This is a genomic window from Shewanella sp. MR-4 (genome assembly GCF_000014685.1).
Lineage (GTDB): Bacteria > Pseudomonadota > Gammaproteobacteria > Enterobacterales > Shewanellaceae > Shewanella.
In genome coordinates this window covers 2,557,890-2,575,060 of record NC_008321.1, presented here as the reverse complement: position 1 = coordinate 2,575,060, position 17,171 = coordinate 2,557,890, and the positions used below count along the sequence as shown (strand labels likewise).

Sequence of the window (17,171 nt, the reverse complement as noted above, 5' to 3'; positions counted from 1 at the left end):
AATATGAAGTGGTACCGTGCACCTAAAATTGCATGGAAAATAAAGAGGTAAATGATGAAAAATCTAAACTTATATCTTATCGCAGCATGGATTTTCCTTGCATTGACAACGAGTGCGGTACAGGCAGAAGAACCGCAAAATGGCATTGATGTTGGCGGTACTGTTAGGGTGAATTATGCCTATAAAGATTACAGTCAGAGCTCAAAAGATAAGGGCGGCGATCTTACTTTCGATATGGCGGCAATTAAGTTTAACGGTAAGCTGGGTGAGTGGGGACTTGCCAGTGAATACCGTTTTTATGATGGCTGGCAAGCGCTGCGTTATGGTTATGGTTTTTACGACCTTAGTGCTGACTGGCAGATTCAATTCGGTGTGAATCAGGTACCTTTTGGTAATCCTGGATTTATTTCAAACAGCTTCTGGTTTGGCGTGCCTTACTACTTAGGATTCGAAGATGATTACGACTTGGGGGTGAAAGGGGTATACCAGAAGGGCGCTTGGGGGACCGAAATGGCCTTCTATAAGAATGCGGAATATGGCGCTGGTCGCGCCGATCGTTACTCACCTGATCTGTATAGCGGTATTGTTAACGGTACCGAATACAACAACGAAGAGACGAACCAGTTAAACCTACGTCAAATGTACGAGATGAGCTATGAAGGTGGCAAAACCCTTTTGGGTGGCTCTATCGAATACGGCCAGATCTATAACGATGCAACGGGCAACAATGGTGACCGCTATGCTGTCGCGATTCATCTGGATGCGACCTACAATGGTTGGGGCCTACAACTGCAGGCTATGCAGTATGAATATGATGCAGCCGATGCCATAGATAGTAATAAAATAGCGGTCGCTGCTTACAATTGGCAGTATGAGATTGCCTCTAAGGCGCAGGCATACAGTGTTAATATCGCAAAGACAGTCACGACCGATTGGGGTAGTCTTAAGTTCTATAATGATTTTGGCATGGTGACACCGGATGTATCCGATGACAGCTTTGATACCAGCTATCAAAATGTGACTGGCTGCGCCATTGCAGCAGGCCCAACTTATACCATGGTCGATTTTATTATGGGTAAAAACATGTATGCCTCCACTCGCGACAATGGTCACGTTGGTTTACCTGAAATCGGTGATAGTTGGGATAAGCGAGTTAATATTAATTTCGGATATTATTTCTAAGCGGTGCTAAAAAGGCATTTCCTACTTATACGTATGCCAACATTTATGTTGGCATACGTTCAATTCGGTTAGTGATAAAGCAATATTTATCTCACTGAAATTACGCATGATTCAGTATTTTCTAAATGATCTACATTTGCTTTGAGTAAAGCGATTAGTTGAATTGTGGCATCTGTTTGCGTTTCTGGATTTAAATAGAGAGATTCATTAAAGAGTGGAAGTGGTGGTAAGCCATATTCGAGTGGCTCCAATATTTGCATCTGTTCATTAATGCGAAACTCGGCAATGGGCGCAATGACAAGATCATTCTCTACCGCCAAACATAAGGCCTGTGGTGATGGGGTCGATAACAATACATGAATTGGCCGCATACTGAGTTGATGGTTGGCAAATACCTGCGCCCGTATCGGGCAGTTTTCTGGGTAAAGCGCCATCGGAATCGTCTCGCGTTTATGTGCGTTGCCACCTTTGGCTGCAACCCAGTGAAAGCGGCGGGAGAACAGCAACTCACCGTTAATTGGTGTTTGCCAATGGGTGGCCACGATGAGATCAAATTCCCCCTGCTGTAGGCGCTTAAACAGATTCCCACTGACATCAGTGTCGATCACGAGTTCGATACAGGTGAATTCTCGGATAAATTCCAATAAACAACTGTTTAAATAACATCCAATATAGTCGGTAGGCACCCCTAATCTAATCATTTCTCGGTTGGGGCAATCTTTTAATTCATGTATTGCCTGCGAGTTGAGTTGCATCATTTTATAGGCGTAATTTAATAGAGTTAAACCAGCCTCGGTTAAGGCTACGCCTTTGTTGTCTCGCAGCAACAACGATTGTCCAACGACCTCTTCAAGCTTTTTGACTTGTAAACTCAAGGTTGATTGTGTGCGACAGACTTTATCTGCCGCTTTTGACAAGTTGCCGCATTCCGCTATCGCAATAAAACTCTCAAGTAATTCTATTTTTAACATTTGCTATTGAGTTTATTCATGGTGGTATCAGTATTACTCAATTTGGCCTCGCCTTAAATACTGTTATTGTTTGATTGTGAAGTTGCAATGTTATTGTTTGTCGGAATGTGACGAGGTCGAGATGAGTAGCTGGGAGCAAAGGAGAGACTACCTAACACAAGTTGCACTTCGCAGCTTGAGAGGGCACAAAACGTTTGATTTATGTCGTTCTCATTTGGTGCAGGTGAGCCAAATATCGAAAGGCACTATCTACAATCATTTTACGACAGAAGCTGATCTTATCGTTGCCGTCGCTTCTGCCCAATACGATGAGTGGCTCTGCGCAGCAAAGCAGGATGTTCAGCGATATCCAGATCCTTTTAGCAGATTCTTATATCATCACTGCTTTCGACTTCATCAAGTCTTATCGCAACAACGGTTTGTGATTGAGCGTATTATGCCCAATCAAACTTTATTATTTGAAGCGACAGAGAGTTGTCGGCAGCGATTTGAAACTCTATTTGATGAATACCATCAGTGGAATCGAAATACGATTTCAGAGGTAGGGGATATACCCGGATTTAATCGAACCGAACTCGTCATGGACTATCTTCGTGGCGCAATGATAAACAGCGATGACTCCAATAGAAAAGCGGATGATGTACAACTCTATTGTCAATTTAGTTATGCGTTAACTCAGTTAATGGGGCACTCGGATAAACGTATTCCAACTGAAGGCGTATTTGCAAACTGGCTGTCGAACTTACCGAGTGGTGCGGCGGAGCTTTCGGCTGCTTAATGAAAAATTTATTCATACTTCTTACTTGTATAAAGGTTAACCCGTCGTGGTTTTATCTTCATGTTAAGCAAAACTCCTATAATAAATGCAGCTCAAGCGGCTTGGCTTGAAAGTCCTTGTCTCAAGCTATTACAGCATCATTTTTTCAGATGTCGTTGAATGCGAATATACGACTCATCGCTTCATCGCACTTCTTGTATAAAAGGCGTTATCGCCTGACATAGGGCGGATTTTCTAATCAGTTTTACGCATTTTAAGCAGTACTCCTACGCAGTTATATTTGCGAAGTGACGCTTTTTCGCGATAATCTCCTGCTCTACCGCAATGAAGTTTACGCTGTGCCCGGTATTTACCGTCAGTGCCATGCTTATTTCCTGTCCCCTTCGTCATAACGTTAAGTCCATGACATCTATGGCCAAGTGCTGAATATATCTTGGGTTTTAAAGGAACTATGGCGTGTTTATCCGTTTGCTGAACGAGGTGCCATGCCAGCAATCACGTGGCGATATTTTGTAATCCAAAATTTAAGCGAGCCTTAGTTTATCAGGCTTGGTGACAGGGTTAACTGCTGGTGGTTTTATTGTGAGTATTTAGTACGGTTCTTTGACGTATGGGTGAAAGATACCGAACTGAGTATCTAATACAGAATTAGTTTTACCCATTTAGAAAACAAAGCAGATTCGAGTTACAGGACTGCATTTTTTGCTGCTATTGTTATCACCAATAGTTCATTTTTCTGCAAGAAAAAAGCGTGTTAGGTTGGATGAGTTCTTACCTATCCATGCCAACTAAAGGAAGTTATATGGTTGAAAAAATCACTGGGATGTTAGCACTGATTGGAGTGCTTTCGTTATTTTGTCAATGGGTGGGTTGGAAGCTTAGGTTACCTGCAATTTTACCCTTATTACTCTGTGGTTTATTGTTAGGCCCAGCATTTGGGGTACTCAATCCCGATGCGATATTTGGGGATTTGCTGTTTCCCATCATTTCTCTCGGTGTTGCCGTTATCCTGTTTGAGGGCGCATTAACCCTCAATTTTAAAGAGATTAAAGATCATGGCCGCATGGTGACTCACTTAGTGAGCATCGGCATGGTGATCACTTGGGGTTGTATCAGTGTCGCGACCTTTTATTTGCTCAATTTTAGCTGGGAGGTCGCACTGTTATTTGGCGCCCTTGTGGTGGTCACTGGTCCGACCGTGATTGTCCCCATGCTGCGCAGCGTACGGCCTAAGTCGCAACTGGCGAGTATTTTACGCTGGGAAGGGATTGTGATTGACCCAATCGGCGCACTCCTTGCAGTATTAGTGTTTGAATATATTACGGTATCAGGCGATCCCACTAGCCATGTGCTCTTTGCATTGGGCTCCATGCTGACACTGGGTTTAGGTTTAGGTGCGGTGTCGGGCTACTTAATTGGTCAAGTGATCCGCCGTAATCTATTGCCCCATTATTTACGTAATACCGCAGTATTAACCCTTATGCTGGGGATTTTCGTCGGCTCCAACCTACTACAGGAAGAGTCGGGATTACTCACTGTGACTGTGATGGGGATTTGGCTGGCAAATATGCGCGGTGTGGATATTGCTGAAATCCTTGAGTTTAAAGAAACGCTGACAGTACTGCTTATCTCCGCACTATTCATCCTGTTAGCCGCAAGACTCGATTCGAATGCCATGATGGATTTAGGTTGGGGCGGTGTTGGTGTACTCGCCGTGACCATGCTTATCGCGCGGCCACTCAGTATTTGGGTGTCAGGCATAGGGACGTCACTCTCAAGAGCCGATAAGTGGTTCCTATGTTGGATTGCCCCGCGGGGGATTGTGGCGGCGGCCGTATCTTCCTTATTCGCCATTAAGTTAGAAGCCACCAATGTGCAGGGCGCCGATGCCATCGTGCCCTTAGTATTTTTAATCATTATCGGCACTGTCGTTATCCAAAGTTTAACCGCGGGCCGCTGGGCGAAATACCTTGGAGTAACCTCGGGTTCTGCCCAAGGCCTACTTATCTTTGGTGCTTCAAAGTTTTCCCGCGAGCTGGCAAAAATCTTAAAGGCGAAGGATGTCAAAGTACTGCTAGCCGATAGCAACTGGGATAATATTCGCCTCGCGCGGATGGACAATATTCCGGTCTATTTTGGTAATCCAGCCTCGGAACATGCTGAAACCTATATGGATTTAACTGGGATTGGTCGAGTGCTGATCATGTCGCCTTATAAGCAGTTGAACCCACTGGTGACCTTTTATTTTCAAGATGTTTTAGGCTCTAAAAAGGTCTTTGGTCTTAACAATACCGAGCAAGGCAGCGCGCGTCATCAATTGTCTGAGTCTTACAAACAGCGGTTATGTTTGTTTGGTGATGCGGTGTCCTACGCCAAAATTGCCAGCCAAATGGCGAAGGGGGCGCAGCTTAAAGTCACTAACTTAACTGAAAACTTTACCTTCGAGCATTTCCGTAAGCGTTACGGTGAAACCGCGCTGCCGCTCGTTTATCTAACCAAAGAGGGCAAAGTGGTAATTGTTTCAGGCAATGAGACTCAATTCCCCAATGGCATTGAGTTAATTAGTTTATTGCCCGTTGAGGCGCTTGAAGAAGCCAAAATCCAACAGGCGATTGCCGAGCAAGAGGCAATCGCTGCACAGGCAAAAGCGGCGGAAGAAGCGGCCCTTGCGAAAGCCAAGGCCGAGGCGGAAGCAGAAGCTGAGCGCCAACGGCTAGAGCAGGAAGAACAAATGAAGGCGTCTGAACAATCGCAACCCGAGACAGGCTCACAAGAAGCCATAGCAACCTCGGATGAATCGCTCGCTAAGGGATAGCGGTTGAGGCACATAGATAGTTAAGGGATATATGCTTTAGTTTGCTTAGAAAGACGCTGATAAATAAAGAGGCACTACATAGTAGTGCCTCTTTTGTTATTAAGATGGGGCTTATCGATTAGGCTGCGCGTTCCTGTGAAGTGGTAGATACCACTTCAGGGCGCAGCTCTGCTGGGTCAAAGTCATCCACATTGATAGACTTCATACGGCCGATTTCGGCACGTTCCAACAGTTGTACTTCGCTGTCGCTTAATACCCCTAAGGCTTTACCTTCAGCGGCGACTTTATCTAACCACATGAAAGGTAAACGCTTGCCACTGGCCTTACAGACTTTATCGAATAAAGGTTCGGCAGCCAGAATATCCTTCAGCGTTTGCTCTTGGATACCCACAGCATTGTGCTCAGAGTTAGTCCAGAATTGGCCTTTACCTAAACGATCACGGCTTTCACAAGGGGTTTGCATGATCTTAGCCACTTTATGGTCCAACACATCGCTTGGACGTTTCAGTGGACGGCCGAATGGGAACATGATGGCACGTAGTACGCCGCCTAGACCCATAGGGAAGTTATCCAGTAAATCGTCTAATGAAGCCTGTAACTTGTACAGAGCATCTTCAACCGCCCATTGCACCAGTGGTAGATCGTCGGTTTGACGGCCTTCATCTTGGTAACGTTTTAAAGTTGCAGAAGCAAGGTATAACTGGCTTAACAGATCGCCTAAACGGGCAGAAATACGTTCTTTACGTTTTAAGTTACCGCCTAAGGTTGCCATGGCTAAGTCTGACAGCAGGGCTAGGTTGGCACTGAAACGGTTCATATGTTGATAATAACGCTTGGTTTTATCTGAGTAAGGCGCGTTAGAGAAACGGCTTGATGTCAGACCTAACCAGAAGCTACGGACAAAGTTACTGGTCGCAAAACCAATGTGACCGAAGATGGCTGCATCGAAGTTGGCTAAGCCTTGGCCAGACTCAGTGTCAAACGCTGACTCCATTTCAGCCAATACATAAGGATGACAACGGATTGCACCTTGACCATAGATGATCATCGAACGTGTCAGGATGTTTGCACCTTCAACGGTAATCGCAATCGGAGCCGCTTGATAGCCACGACCTAAGTAGTTGTTCGGGCCTAAACACACACCCTTACCACCGTGGATATCCATGGCGTCGATAACGCATTTCTGCATACGATCGGTCAGGTGATATTTCACGATAGCCGAGATAACCGAAGGTTTTTCACCTAAGTCGATACCAGTGGTGGTTAATGAGGTCACTGCATCCATCAGGTAGGCGTTACCACCGATGCGTGCCATTGGCTCTTCAATCCCTTCTAACTTACCAATCGGCAGTTTGAATTGACGACGAATACGCGCATAGGCACCCGTTGCAAGCGCTGCGGTTTTTACGCCACCGGCAGAGTTTGATGGCAGTGTGATACCACGGCCAACAGACAAACACTCAACCAGCATACGCCAGCCTTGGCCAGCCATTTTCGGACCACCAATGATAAAGCTTAATGGTACGAATACGTCTTTACCGCGAGTTGGACCGTTTTGGAACATACAGTTCAGCGGGAAGTGACGACGGCCTGTTTCAACGCCTTCAACATCAGTTGGGATCAGCGCGCAGGTAATGCCCAGTTCTTCTTTGTCGCCTAATAGGTGTTCAGGGTCACGCAGTTTAAACGCCAGACCTAATACAGTCGCAACTGGCGCTAGGGTGATATAACGCTTGTTCCAGGTTAAGCGCATACCTAAGACTTCTTCGCCTTCCCATTGACCTTTACACACGATACCAAAGTCAGGGATAGAACCCGCGTCGCTACCAGCCTCAGGGCTAGTTAATGCGAAACAAGGGACTTCTAAACCTTTGGCTAAACGTGGCAGGTAATGGTTTTGCTGCTCAGGCGTACCATAGTGTTGTAACAGTTCGCCAGGGCCTAAGGAGTTAGGTACACCTACAGTGGATGCCAGCTCGCTGCTTAAACCCGCAAGCTTTTGCAGCACGCGTGATTGGGCGTAGGCTGAGTACTCTAAACCGCCGTATTTTTTCTTGATAATCATGGCGAAGAAGCCGTGATCTTTCAGGTATTGCCATACTTCAGCAGGCAAATCAGCCAGTTGATGTGATACTTGATGTTGGTTCACCATGCGGCACACTTCTTCAACTGGACCGTCTAAGAAGGCTTGCTCATCGGCACTTAAACGAGCGACAGGGTAGTTGTGGAGTTTTTTCCAGTTCGGGTTACCCGCAAACAGATCGGCTTCCCACCAAGTGGTACCGGCTTCAATCGCTTCTTTTTCGGTAGAAGACATTTCGGGCATGATGCCACGGTACATCTTCATCAGTGGGCGACTGATAACATTTTGTCTAAATGCACTGATATTGAGGGGCAGCGCGATCACTAGGAAGATAATCCAAGAGATAGGGCCAACAACATCGAGTGTCCATCCGGCTGTCATCACAACAGCGGCTGCAATAGTGGCAGTGAGCAAAGATACCCGAAGGTAAGCTAGGGCTCCTAGCACTAAGATCATGGCGATGATCCAAAGTAGGGTAGTCACTGTAATTCTCCTTAAGTATGACCGAGTGCCAATCACAGGCCATAACGAGTTTTGTTGATTGCGATCACAATTATAGTTTGTGGTCTGACCTGTGTCGCATAAAAGTTAAACCTAAGGCAGTTTTAATACAAGTATTTTTCAAACAATTGTTTAAATTTTTTGTCACCTTTGATCATTCCACAAATGTCATCAACTAGTTACAATGCAAAACCGTGGATATTTGGATAGAAAAAGGCGATAAACATGTGTGAGTTACTGGCGATGAGCGCCAATGTGCCGACCGATATTGTGTTTAGTTTTACTGGGTTAGCACAGCGTGGTGGCGTCACTGGGCCCCATGTCGACGGTTGGGGGATCACTTTCTATGAGGGCCGTGGCAGCCGTACGTTTAAAGATGCTTGCCCGAGTAGTGAGTCGCACATTGCAAAATTAATCAAATCCTATCCGATTAAAAGCGAGGTGGTGATAAGCCATATTCGTCAGGCCAATCGCGGCTGTGTTTCCCTTGAAAATACCCACCCATTCACCCGTGAGTTGTGGGGGCGTTATTGGACCTATGCCCATAATGGTCAGTTAAGCGACTATCAGGCAAAGTTTCAGGTGTCACGCTATCAGAGTGTCGGCGATACCGACAGCGAGCTGGCTTTTTGCTGGATATTGGAGCAAGTCGTGGCCAAGTTTGGTGACCGCCGCCCAGAGGATATGCAAGCGGTGTTTCGATTTGTGGCTACGCTTGCCGAACAAATCCGCGCCCTTGGGGTGTTTAATATGATCCTCAGCGATGGCGAATACTTGATGAGCTATTGCAGTAATAATCTGTGTTACATCACCCGCAGGGCACCGTTTGGCAAGGCAAAATTAATTGATACCGATGTCGTGATTGATTTTGATAAAGAAACCACGCCACACGATGTCGTGACTGTAATTGCGACTCGGCCGCTCACCGAAAACGAAGACTGGCAGGTGATGCAGCCTGGCAATTGGAAGTTGTTCCGCTTAGGTGAGCTGCTTATCGACTTGTAATCGGGGCGCTGTCGCTGCCATTCCACTTTGACGGAATTAAATCTGAAACAAAAAGGCCAAACGGAGTCACTCACGTTTGGCCTTTTGTGTTTTGTGCTGCGCTGTTATGGCATCTTAGCAACAGCACTCAATCCGACTTAAACCAGCGATAACGGTATATCAGGCTTAATTCGCGCCTGTGCCGAGGAGTTTAGGCACTTTCTGCTCCGTCGCAACATCTGTTTCAACGGTAGCGGCTTCAACGGCTGCGGGCACGACTTCGACTGGCACATCGTCGAAATGATAATTCAGCAGTTTGATATCCAGCTGTTTACTGCCTTTTTCAAAGTGCGTTAGACGAACGGGGAGGTAGGCTAAATCCGGCGCCATCCAGAAGAAGGTTTGGCGTTTATTATTGTCCCGCACGACCTCAATTTTGACTGTATCGTAACTGCCACTCTCAATTGTCATCCGTTCCTTACCAATCACATGGAATTTGTATTCATCGAGTTCGTTAGATTTAATCATCTTATAATCAAGCACTTCTTTACCAGCGCTGATATCGAGACGAAACTGCAACTGCACCATTAACGGATCGAAAATATCGCCTTCGAAGGGGAATTTACCTTTTTCATCCTTATAACGGGTGTGGATCATCCCTTGCCCCTTGGCAAAGGCGGTTTGCTCGATAAAATTCGGGCCGACACCTTGGCGCTCATGCAAATAGCGCAGGGGTAATAATTGATTGCCATCCTGGGCAAACTCACTCAGCACATGGCGCACATCGGTCAGTAATAACAGGCTAAGATCGCTGTCGAAGCGATATTTGTAGATCCCATCCTCCATGGCGGGCAGTTGATACTTGGCCTTACCCAACTCAATATCACCATAATTAACTTGATATTCAGCAGTTTGAGGCGTTAAAGGCGTTGGCGCCGCCATCGCAAATACGCTGTGGGTGAGTGCGAGACTCACGAATAACGTTGGAATTGTGCGCAATTAATGCTCCTTTATATCGCAAACAGATTTCGGCTAACACCGCTTATCTCATTGGCTGAACTGCCAAGCTTAATTGTTTATAGCTGAGGCCATATCGGGTGTAAACAGTTTATAGATCAATATATTAAACTAGAAGGGGATTGACATCACTAAGGTTGCCATATCCGGTTGCCACTCAAACTCAGACAAGTCTACTTTGCCACAGTTCACTGTAACGCCTTCAATACGCAATAATTCCATCTGTTCCTGAAAGGAGACTGAATGCTTTTCGAAGGAAATTTTCCCTTGGCTGTTGAGTACTCTATGCCAAGGAAGTGACAAATGTTCGGGGGCCGATTTGAGCGCCTTCGACACATAGCGGGCACGCCCGGGTAAACCTGCAAAATCGGCCACTTTGCCATAACTGCTGACTTTGCCGGGCGGGATCATCGCGACAATATGCCAAATCTTTGCCATCGGCGAGAGGGTGTTTTGTGTCTCTTGTGTGCTGTTCGTTTCGTCTGGCGTAATGGCCTTATCTTGCTCTAAGTAGCGATAAAGTGGGGATTTATCTTTTGCAAACCGCATGATGATGCCAAATAAAACCATGAATGAGGTGAGCCAGTGTAGCGTTAATTTCCGCCTAAGTGAAACAGAGGACGGCTGATATTGCTGCAATTTAAATCTAAAAAACCGATTGTAATGATTTTTATTAAACTATTTAGTTTTGAATATTGAGAAAACACAGGAATAGTTCATAATAGCGCCAAATTTTTTGACTCACTAAGAGATGAAACAGGCATGGCTGTACTCGATATTCTGACAATTCCCGATGAGCGTCTAAAGCGCAAAGCACAACCCGTAAAAGACATTGAAGCGATTCAGGGATTTATCGATGATTTAATCGAAACCATGTACCACACCGATGATGGTATCGGTCTGGCCTCGACCCAAGTGGGTAGTACAGATGCGGTGATTGTGATCGATTTATCCGAAAATCGCGATCAACCCTTAGTGCTGATTAATCCAGAGATTGTTGAAAAGTCAGGCGAATACGTGGGTGAAGAAGGCTGTCTTTCTATCCCTGGCTATCGCGCAAAAGTGAGCCGTTTTGAAAAGGTTAAAGTCACTGCCTTAGATAGACAGGGCAAAGCGATTGAAATCGAAACTGATGACTTTTTAGCCATTGTTTTACAACACGAAATCGACCATTTACACGGTAAAGTGTTTATCGAACATTTATCGGCATTAAAGCAGCAAATCGCGTTGAAAAAAGTGCGTAAATACGCCTAAGCAGATGAATTTGCTCAACTGATTGTCGTCATTATCTAAGTCAAAGCCGCATTCCGATGCGGCTTTGTTGTTTCTAAGCCTAAAATAGCCAAACAAAAGCGCGATATGTGAAGTTAACGGCTTGTTTTTACAGCAATGACTCGCTAAGGTAGCGGCAATATGCACGGGTTGCATGGCCTGTGCGCAGTAAGGATACGGTAGGGAAACAGATGAAAACAAAATTCATTGCGCTTGTGGGGGCGCTGGCATCGATTAGCATCTTGCTTGGTGGTTGCAGTGTTTTTTTTAACGGTAACACCACCGAAAAAAACGTAGTTTCCAGCAGTCTGGTTGAATATCTCTATCCCGATGATAAACAACGCGAGGCTCAGCAACCCAGTATTCCGGTTTTGCGTCTTCCCATCACGGTTGGCATCGCCTTTTTACCTTCCACCCATTGGCAATTCGAAGTCCTCGATAGCAGCTCGCAAATCGCCTTGCTGGATAAAGTGAAACAATCCTTTGTTAAATATGACTTTATTGACCGTATCGAATTAATCCCCAGCACTTACCTTAAAAATGGTAAAGGCTTTAGCACCTTGCAGCAGGTCGCCCGCTTACACGATGTCGATGTGATGGCGCTGGTGTCTTACGATCAACTGTTACAAAGCAGCGAGAATAAGGCTTCACTGCTGTATTGGACCATAGTCGGCATGTATATGGTGCCCGGCAATGAAAACGCGATCCAAACCTTTGTCGACACTGCGGTATTTGATATGCGCAGCCAAAAGATGTTGTTTAGGGCGCCCGGCATCAACCAACTTACAGATACTTCAACCGCGGTGAGCGTCACCAATGTGTTACGTGAAAAATCCGCTGAAGGTTTTGAACTAGCGGTAAACGATATGATCACTAACTTAGACGCCGAATTAGCCCGCTTTAAAACCCGCGTGAAAGAAGAACATATTGCAACCATTGAACATAAACAAGGTTATAGCGGCGGTGGCAGTTTATCCCTATTAATCCTTTCGCTGCTTAGCATATTTGCAATTCGCCGTTTAACTATCTGCCGAGAATAGTTGAGTTGATTGGGTTTGGGCCATTTATTCAGATAGGGAAGGTGAGATAGTGAAGGTTAGTTAGGATGATATTTATGCCGTTAAGAGCACTGCTGTATTGATGGCAATCTTAACTAACCATGACACGGTTAATTCCGCGAAAAGCTTTTGCCCCAAAGCAAGATAACTTTGTCGTCAATAGTGCAGCATGAATTGTCATTGTTTCCCCAGTGACTCGCCGTAAATATATCCCTATAGGCTCGACGGCGGCATCTGCAACACATGGAAGTGTAAATGCCGCGTTCACATGGATGTGAAAGAGCGGCCATGTCGCCAACGGTCACTATTGCAACAATGACAATCTTTACGGCCATTGAACTGTTCATCTGGCTAAAAGCTTTTGCCCCATTCCTTGTTTCGGCTCGTTAGATCAACCGAAAATTCCTACACCTGTAGCCATACAAACTCTCATCTAGTTACCTATGTTTTGCCCTACCATAAATCGACTAACAATGTATGGGTATACAGTCGTATTTAAATTTAGGTGTTTTGGTATGATTTTTAGACAAAATCAGTGCGCACCAATTCCATTCGCAATAAATAAAACTCTATAAAATCAATTAACTACAGTGATTGGCTTTTAGTTAATAGGTTTGAAAAACGCGCATGCGCGTTTTTCAAGATGGTGTATTTGGCAGAAAGCTGATAAGTTCTTTGCATACAGATAGTTAACAGTGCGCGTTTTCACTGGTCTAACATGATAAACGCGCATGCGCACGAATAAAATGTTATCTGAATAATGGAGAGTACGGTGCAAGGAACATGTAAGCTATGCAAAAAGCAATCAAAACTCAAAGTTAGTCATTTTATCCCTAAATTTGTCGGTAAATGGGTGAAAAAAACATCTGTTACAGGTTATATCAGAGAAGGTCGCTCCGTACATAAAAGAGCACAAGATATTGCAAAGGAACATTGGCTTTGTGGTGAATGCGAAGAGTTGTTTTCTGGATGGGAAAGAAGCTTTGCTAACAAAGTTTTCTTTCCTTTCGTAGATAAAGGCGAGTGTGTCGCAGAATACGATAGTTGGATGGCAAAGTTTTGTGCTTCAGTTTCATGGCGTACATTGGGCTTTATTAGTAGTAAAAATGATAGAAGCACTAAACCTAAAGAATATAATGAAGCTTTAGATAAAGCAGAGAAATGCTTATCTGACTTCTTACAGGGTAAAACCTCTGAATTGTATCAATATGAACAGCATGTCTTTCCACTTGAGAGAATTGAATCAACAACTGAAATGGGATTACCATCTAATATCAATCGCTATTTTTTAAGAACAATGGCTATGGACATTATTGGTAATTCTACCGATGCATTTATTTATACTAAATTACCTTCATTTATAATTCTCGGCTTTATACGTGTTAAAGAACCTGAATTAATGAAATCGAGTAAAATTGAACTCGGTAAAGGCACAATAAAACCTAGAGAGTATTGGTGGCCTGATGGTTTTATAAATTATATTGTGGAAAAATGTGAGGCAATAGCAGAGGCTTACGATAAAATTCCTGAGCAACATAAAGAAAGTTTTGATGATTATATTCGCAACAATACAGATAAGGTTTCTAAATCTAAGTCAATTGAAGCTTTTATGTATGACTATGACCAATTTGGTGATGATGTATTCAGATAACAAGTTACTTAAACGGACGCCAAACAGTTGGCTAGCGCTCGTTCCTCGCCATTTTAGCCAACAATTTCACGCCGTTTAGTAAGGCATTAAGCCGCAAGGCAGGAGTTCGCGAAGAAGTGAAGCGATTCGTATCACCGTCGATTGACCAATTGGAGAAGCTGCGCCAGCCGCTTACCGAAGGCGAACGACTGGTTTTCAATCTCTTCAATGAGAAGTTGGCGCCAGAATGGGAAATCTACATCCAGCCTCACCTAAATGGGTTAAGGCCAGACTTTGTCCTTCTGAACCCCAGTGTTGGGATTGCTGTGTTTGAGGTTAAAGACTGGAACCTCGATGCAATGCAGTATTGGACTGAGAAGAGAGATGGGAAGGCTCCAAAGCTATGTGCAAGCGATGGTCGCAAGTCGTTCTCAATTCAAAATCAAAATCCTATTGAGAAGGTATTTAGATACAAGCAGGAGATACATAATCTTTACTGTCCAAGGCTGGATGGGCAGGCAGGTTTTGCCACTATCACTGCTGGCGCGATATTTCCGTTTGCCAGACAAGATCAAATAAGTGACTTATTGAGGCCTTGCTTGGCGCACAGAGGGATGCTGGATTGGCCTCAATACAATCCGATCTCTGGCGCCGAAGCAATTTCAGAAAACAGAATTGACCTAGTGTTTCCAGAAGGCCGTCGATCTTCGTCGAAGTTTATGACTGAAGACCAAGCTAACGATATGAGGAACTGGCTTGTTGAGCCAGACTATGCCGCCACTCAGCGAAAGCCTATTGAGCTGGATGTCGCACAAAGGGGTTATGTAACTTCGCGCACTCAATCTGGCTACAGGCGAATCAAAGGGCCGGCAGGCTCTGGCAAATCCCTAATTCTTGCGGCTAGAGCGGCGCAGTTGCTTGGTGAGGGTAAAGAAGTCCTTGTTGTTACCTTCAACATCACATTGCTCCACTACCTGATGGATGTGGCTGTGAGATGGCCAAATTCTCACGGCCGGACAAGGCAGGGAATAACTTGGCTGAATTTCCATTCGTGGTGTAAACGGGTCTGCGAAGAATCTGACCGTGAAGATGAATATCGCAACCTTTGGAAAGGCGGCGAAGGTCAACAAGATCATGTCCTAAGCACACAACTTCCTGCGCTCATCGCAAGCTGTATAGATAAAGATTCTGAAGAATCTATACAACGATACGATGCCGTGCTCGTAGATGAAGGACAAGATTTTCTTCCTACTTGGTGGAACGTACTGAGAAAAGTGTGTCGAACAGGTGGAGAGATGTTGCTCGTCGCTGATGCGACACAGGACATCTACGGAACTGCTCGATCGTGGACTGACGAGGCCATGACTGGCGCGGGATTTCCTGGCGGTAGATGGGCGGAGCTTCAGACGTGCTACAGACTTCCGCCTACAGCGATGGAAATCGCACGAAATTTTGCTGATCAATACTTGCCAAGTGATACGGTCGATTTGCCAAACGGCCCTCAGGGCGAGCTTGACCTTTATCCATGCTTACTGCTATGGGTGCAAGTATCTGAAGGAAATGAGGTGCAGGTCTGTGCAGAAGAAATTCTGAAAATGGCACCGAGAGCCGAAAATGACATTCTAGCGATTACGGACATTACATTTTTAACAGGAACTCAAAAGATGGGGGCAGCCGTGGTGAGTGTTCTTGAGTCAAAAGGAGTTAATGCAGTCCACACATACAGCTCCGATAAAAAAGAATCGCGCAGGAAGAAGATGGGGTTCTATATGGGGGACGCCAGAGTCAAAGCAACAACGCTGCATAGCTTCAAAGGCTGGGAGTCCCGTGCAATTGTTCTCTTTGTAGAGGACAATCAAGACTACGCATTGATCTATGCAGGCCTAACTCGGCTAAAACGGCATGAAGTGGGTAGCTATTTAACAGTTGTTTCGCGTGCAAGCTCCCTTGCTGAATTCGGAAAATCGTGGCCGAACTATGAAAAAATGTAACGTATGCGTGTTGCGGTCTAACAATTCATTCAAGCCGACGCCGCTTCGCGGCTTAATTCAGGCGTTACCGATAGATATTTTTATCTGAAGCAAACGCGTTTGAGTTAAGGCTTTAACTCGAAAATGTCCCTTAGCTTTTTACGTACATATCGCAAATAGGAAGTTAAAACTGGCATTGGGGAACCAGTGACCGTTGGCGACATGGCCGCTAATTAACATCTGACCCATAGGGATTTAGGAAATGCCAGTATGGTGTCGGGAACATCATTGGCCATGTGAACGCGGCATTCGTGAATCCATTCACATCAGACGGGACGGCCCTGCATGCACTTGAACAATATCCGTGTTTAATGGCAAGTTCGCCATCTGATAGGCAGGACGCCTGAATGTCGTGCCATGCAGGGACGAATGAGAACGATCATGGCTCTGGTTCATAAGCTTAGAAATTAGGTTTCTATTCACCATGTCAATGAGTAAATACCATGGCTCGCTATAAGCCAATACCTGCAAAGCAGTTTTAAATTCTAAGAATTTATCAACCACTCAGCTTTATTTTAATCCTGTCAGTTATTCAACGCATTTCTGGCTTTGAGTATTTCTACTACTTAATCATATCCTTACAAAATAGGGGAGTGCGATAAGGGCGATGCCGATGGCGATAAGTAGCGCGAGATTGGTGACAAAATAAGGGTAAATCATCAGGGTGAGGCCGACGGCCAGAGGGATGGGGGCGGCTTGGCGCTTGCCGTAGGTGAAAAAGCCAAGACCAAAGAGGCCAAAGACTAAACTCCATAACAATATTGCTGGATTATCAAACACCTTGAGTTCCTCAATGATTAGCGCTTGGTAAGCGTAGCCCTTTTACTCTGCCATCTTGGTCAAATGATGG

13 protein-coding genes are annotated in these 17,171 nt (G+C 45.1%); 8 read left to right on the top strand and 5 right to left on the bottom strand.

The window, feature by feature from the left end; genetic code table 11:
• Positions 1-54 precede the first annotated feature (54 nt).
• Entirely contained in the window at positions 55-1,182 is a 1,128-nt protein-coding gene (locus SHEWMR4_RS11320) for a hypothetical protein (protein ID WP_011622913.1), read from the top strand.
• A gap of 86 nt (positions 1,183-1,268) precedes the next feature.
• Here SHEWMR4_RS11320 and SHEWMR4_RS11315 read toward each other — a convergent pair whose 3' ends face one another.
• Positions 1,269-2,153 carry a LysR family transcriptional regulator gene (locus SHEWMR4_RS11315; protein ID WP_011622912.1) on the bottom strand — a complete coding sequence of 295 codons (885 nt, stop codon included), beginning with the start codon at positions 2,151-2,153 and terminating at the stop codon, positions 1,269-1,271.
• Positions 2,154-2,274: 121 nt separating this feature from the next.
• On the opposite strand from SHEWMR4_RS11315, the gene SHEWMR4_RS11310 reads away from it, so the two are divergent.
• Together SHEWMR4_RS11310 and SHEWMR4_RS11305 are read left to right on the top strand one after the other, a co-directional pair.
• Positions 2,275-2,931, top strand: a complete 657-nt coding sequence (locus SHEWMR4_RS11310) for a TetR/AcrR family transcriptional regulator (protein ID WP_041408780.1) — start codon at positions 2,275-2,277, stop codon at positions 2,929-2,931.
• 802 nt (positions 2,932-3,733) lie between these two features.
• Complete coding sequence (locus tag SHEWMR4_RS11305) at positions 3,734-5,746, top strand: cation:proton antiporter (protein WP_011622910.1); 2,013 nt, start codon at positions 3,734-3,736, stop codon at positions 5,744-5,746.
• 118 nt (positions 5,747-5,864) lie between these two features.
• On the opposite strand, the gene fadE is transcribed toward SHEWMR4_RS11305, so the two are convergent.
• Positions 5,865-8,312 (bottom strand): acyl-CoA dehydrogenase FadE, encoded by a 2,448-nt coding sequence (fadE, locus tag SHEWMR4_RS11300; protein ID WP_011622909.1) that lies wholly within the window; start codon positions 8,310-8,312, stop codon positions 5,865-5,867.
• Positions 8,313-8,555: 243 nt separating this feature from the next.
• Here fadE and SHEWMR4_RS11295 point away from each other — a divergent pair, with 243 nt between their 5' ends.
• On the top strand, positions 8,556-9,335 hold the full coding sequence (locus SHEWMR4_RS11295) for a class II glutamine amidotransferase (protein WP_011622908.1): 780 nt from the start codon (positions 8,556-8,558) through the stop codon (positions 9,333-9,335).
• Positions 9,336-9,500: 165 nt separating this feature from the next.
• Here SHEWMR4_RS11295 and SHEWMR4_RS11290 read toward each other — a convergent pair whose 3' ends face one another.
• Positions 9,501-10,313 carry a DUF3108 domain-containing protein gene (locus SHEWMR4_RS11290; RefSeq protein ID WP_011622907.1) on the bottom strand — a complete coding sequence of 271 codons (813 nt, stop codon included), beginning with the start codon at positions 10,311-10,313 and terminating at the stop codon, positions 9,501-9,503.
• 129 nt (positions 10,314-10,442) lie between these two features.
• Positions 10,443-10,883: an MGMT family protein gene (locus SHEWMR4_RS11285; RefSeq protein WP_109286028.1), complete on the bottom strand. Its 441-nt coding sequence runs from the start codon at positions 10,881-10,883 to the stop codon at positions 10,443-10,445.
• Between the two features lie 210 nt (positions 10,884-11,093).
• On the opposite strand from SHEWMR4_RS11285, the gene def reads away from it, so the two are divergent.
• The 4 genes from def to SHEWMR4_RS11265 all read left to right on the top strand — a co-directional run bounded on the left by def (position 11,094) and on the right by SHEWMR4_RS11265 (position 16,282).
• The gene (def, locus tag SHEWMR4_RS11280) at positions 11,094-11,585 is read left to right on the top strand and encodes a peptide deformylase (RefSeq protein WP_011622905.1); all 492 of its coding nucleotides are present in this window, start codon (positions 11,094-11,096) and stop codon (positions 11,583-11,585) included.
• Positions 11,586-11,794: 209 nt separating this feature from the next.
• Complete coding sequence (gene rhlP / locus SHEWMR4_RS11275; RefSeq protein ID WP_011622904.1) at positions 11,795-12,643, top strand: rhombotarget lipoprotein; 849 nt, start codon at positions 11,795-11,797, stop codon at positions 12,641-12,643.
• Positions 12,644-13,433: 790 nt separating this feature from the next.
• Positions 13,434-14,312, top strand: coding sequence for a hypothetical protein (locus SHEWMR4_RS11270; RefSeq protein ID WP_011622903.1), 879 nt, complete (start codon positions 13,434-13,436; stop codon positions 14,310-14,312).
• 116 nt (positions 14,313-14,428) lie between these two features.
• Positions 14,429-16,282 (top strand): NERD domain-containing protein/DEAD/DEAH box helicase, encoded by a 1,854-nt coding sequence (locus tag SHEWMR4_RS11265; RefSeq protein WP_011622902.1) that lies wholly within the window; start codon positions 14,429-14,431, stop codon positions 16,280-16,282.
• A 609-nt stretch (positions 16,283-16,891) separates the two neighbouring features.
• On the opposite strand, the gene SHEWMR4_RS11260 is transcribed toward SHEWMR4_RS11265, so the two are convergent.
• Positions 16,892-17,101, bottom strand: coding sequence for a hypothetical protein (locus SHEWMR4_RS11260; RefSeq protein WP_011622901.1), 210 nt, complete (start codon positions 17,099-17,101; stop codon positions 16,892-16,894).
• Between the last annotated feature and the right edge of the window lie 70 nt (positions 17,102-17,171).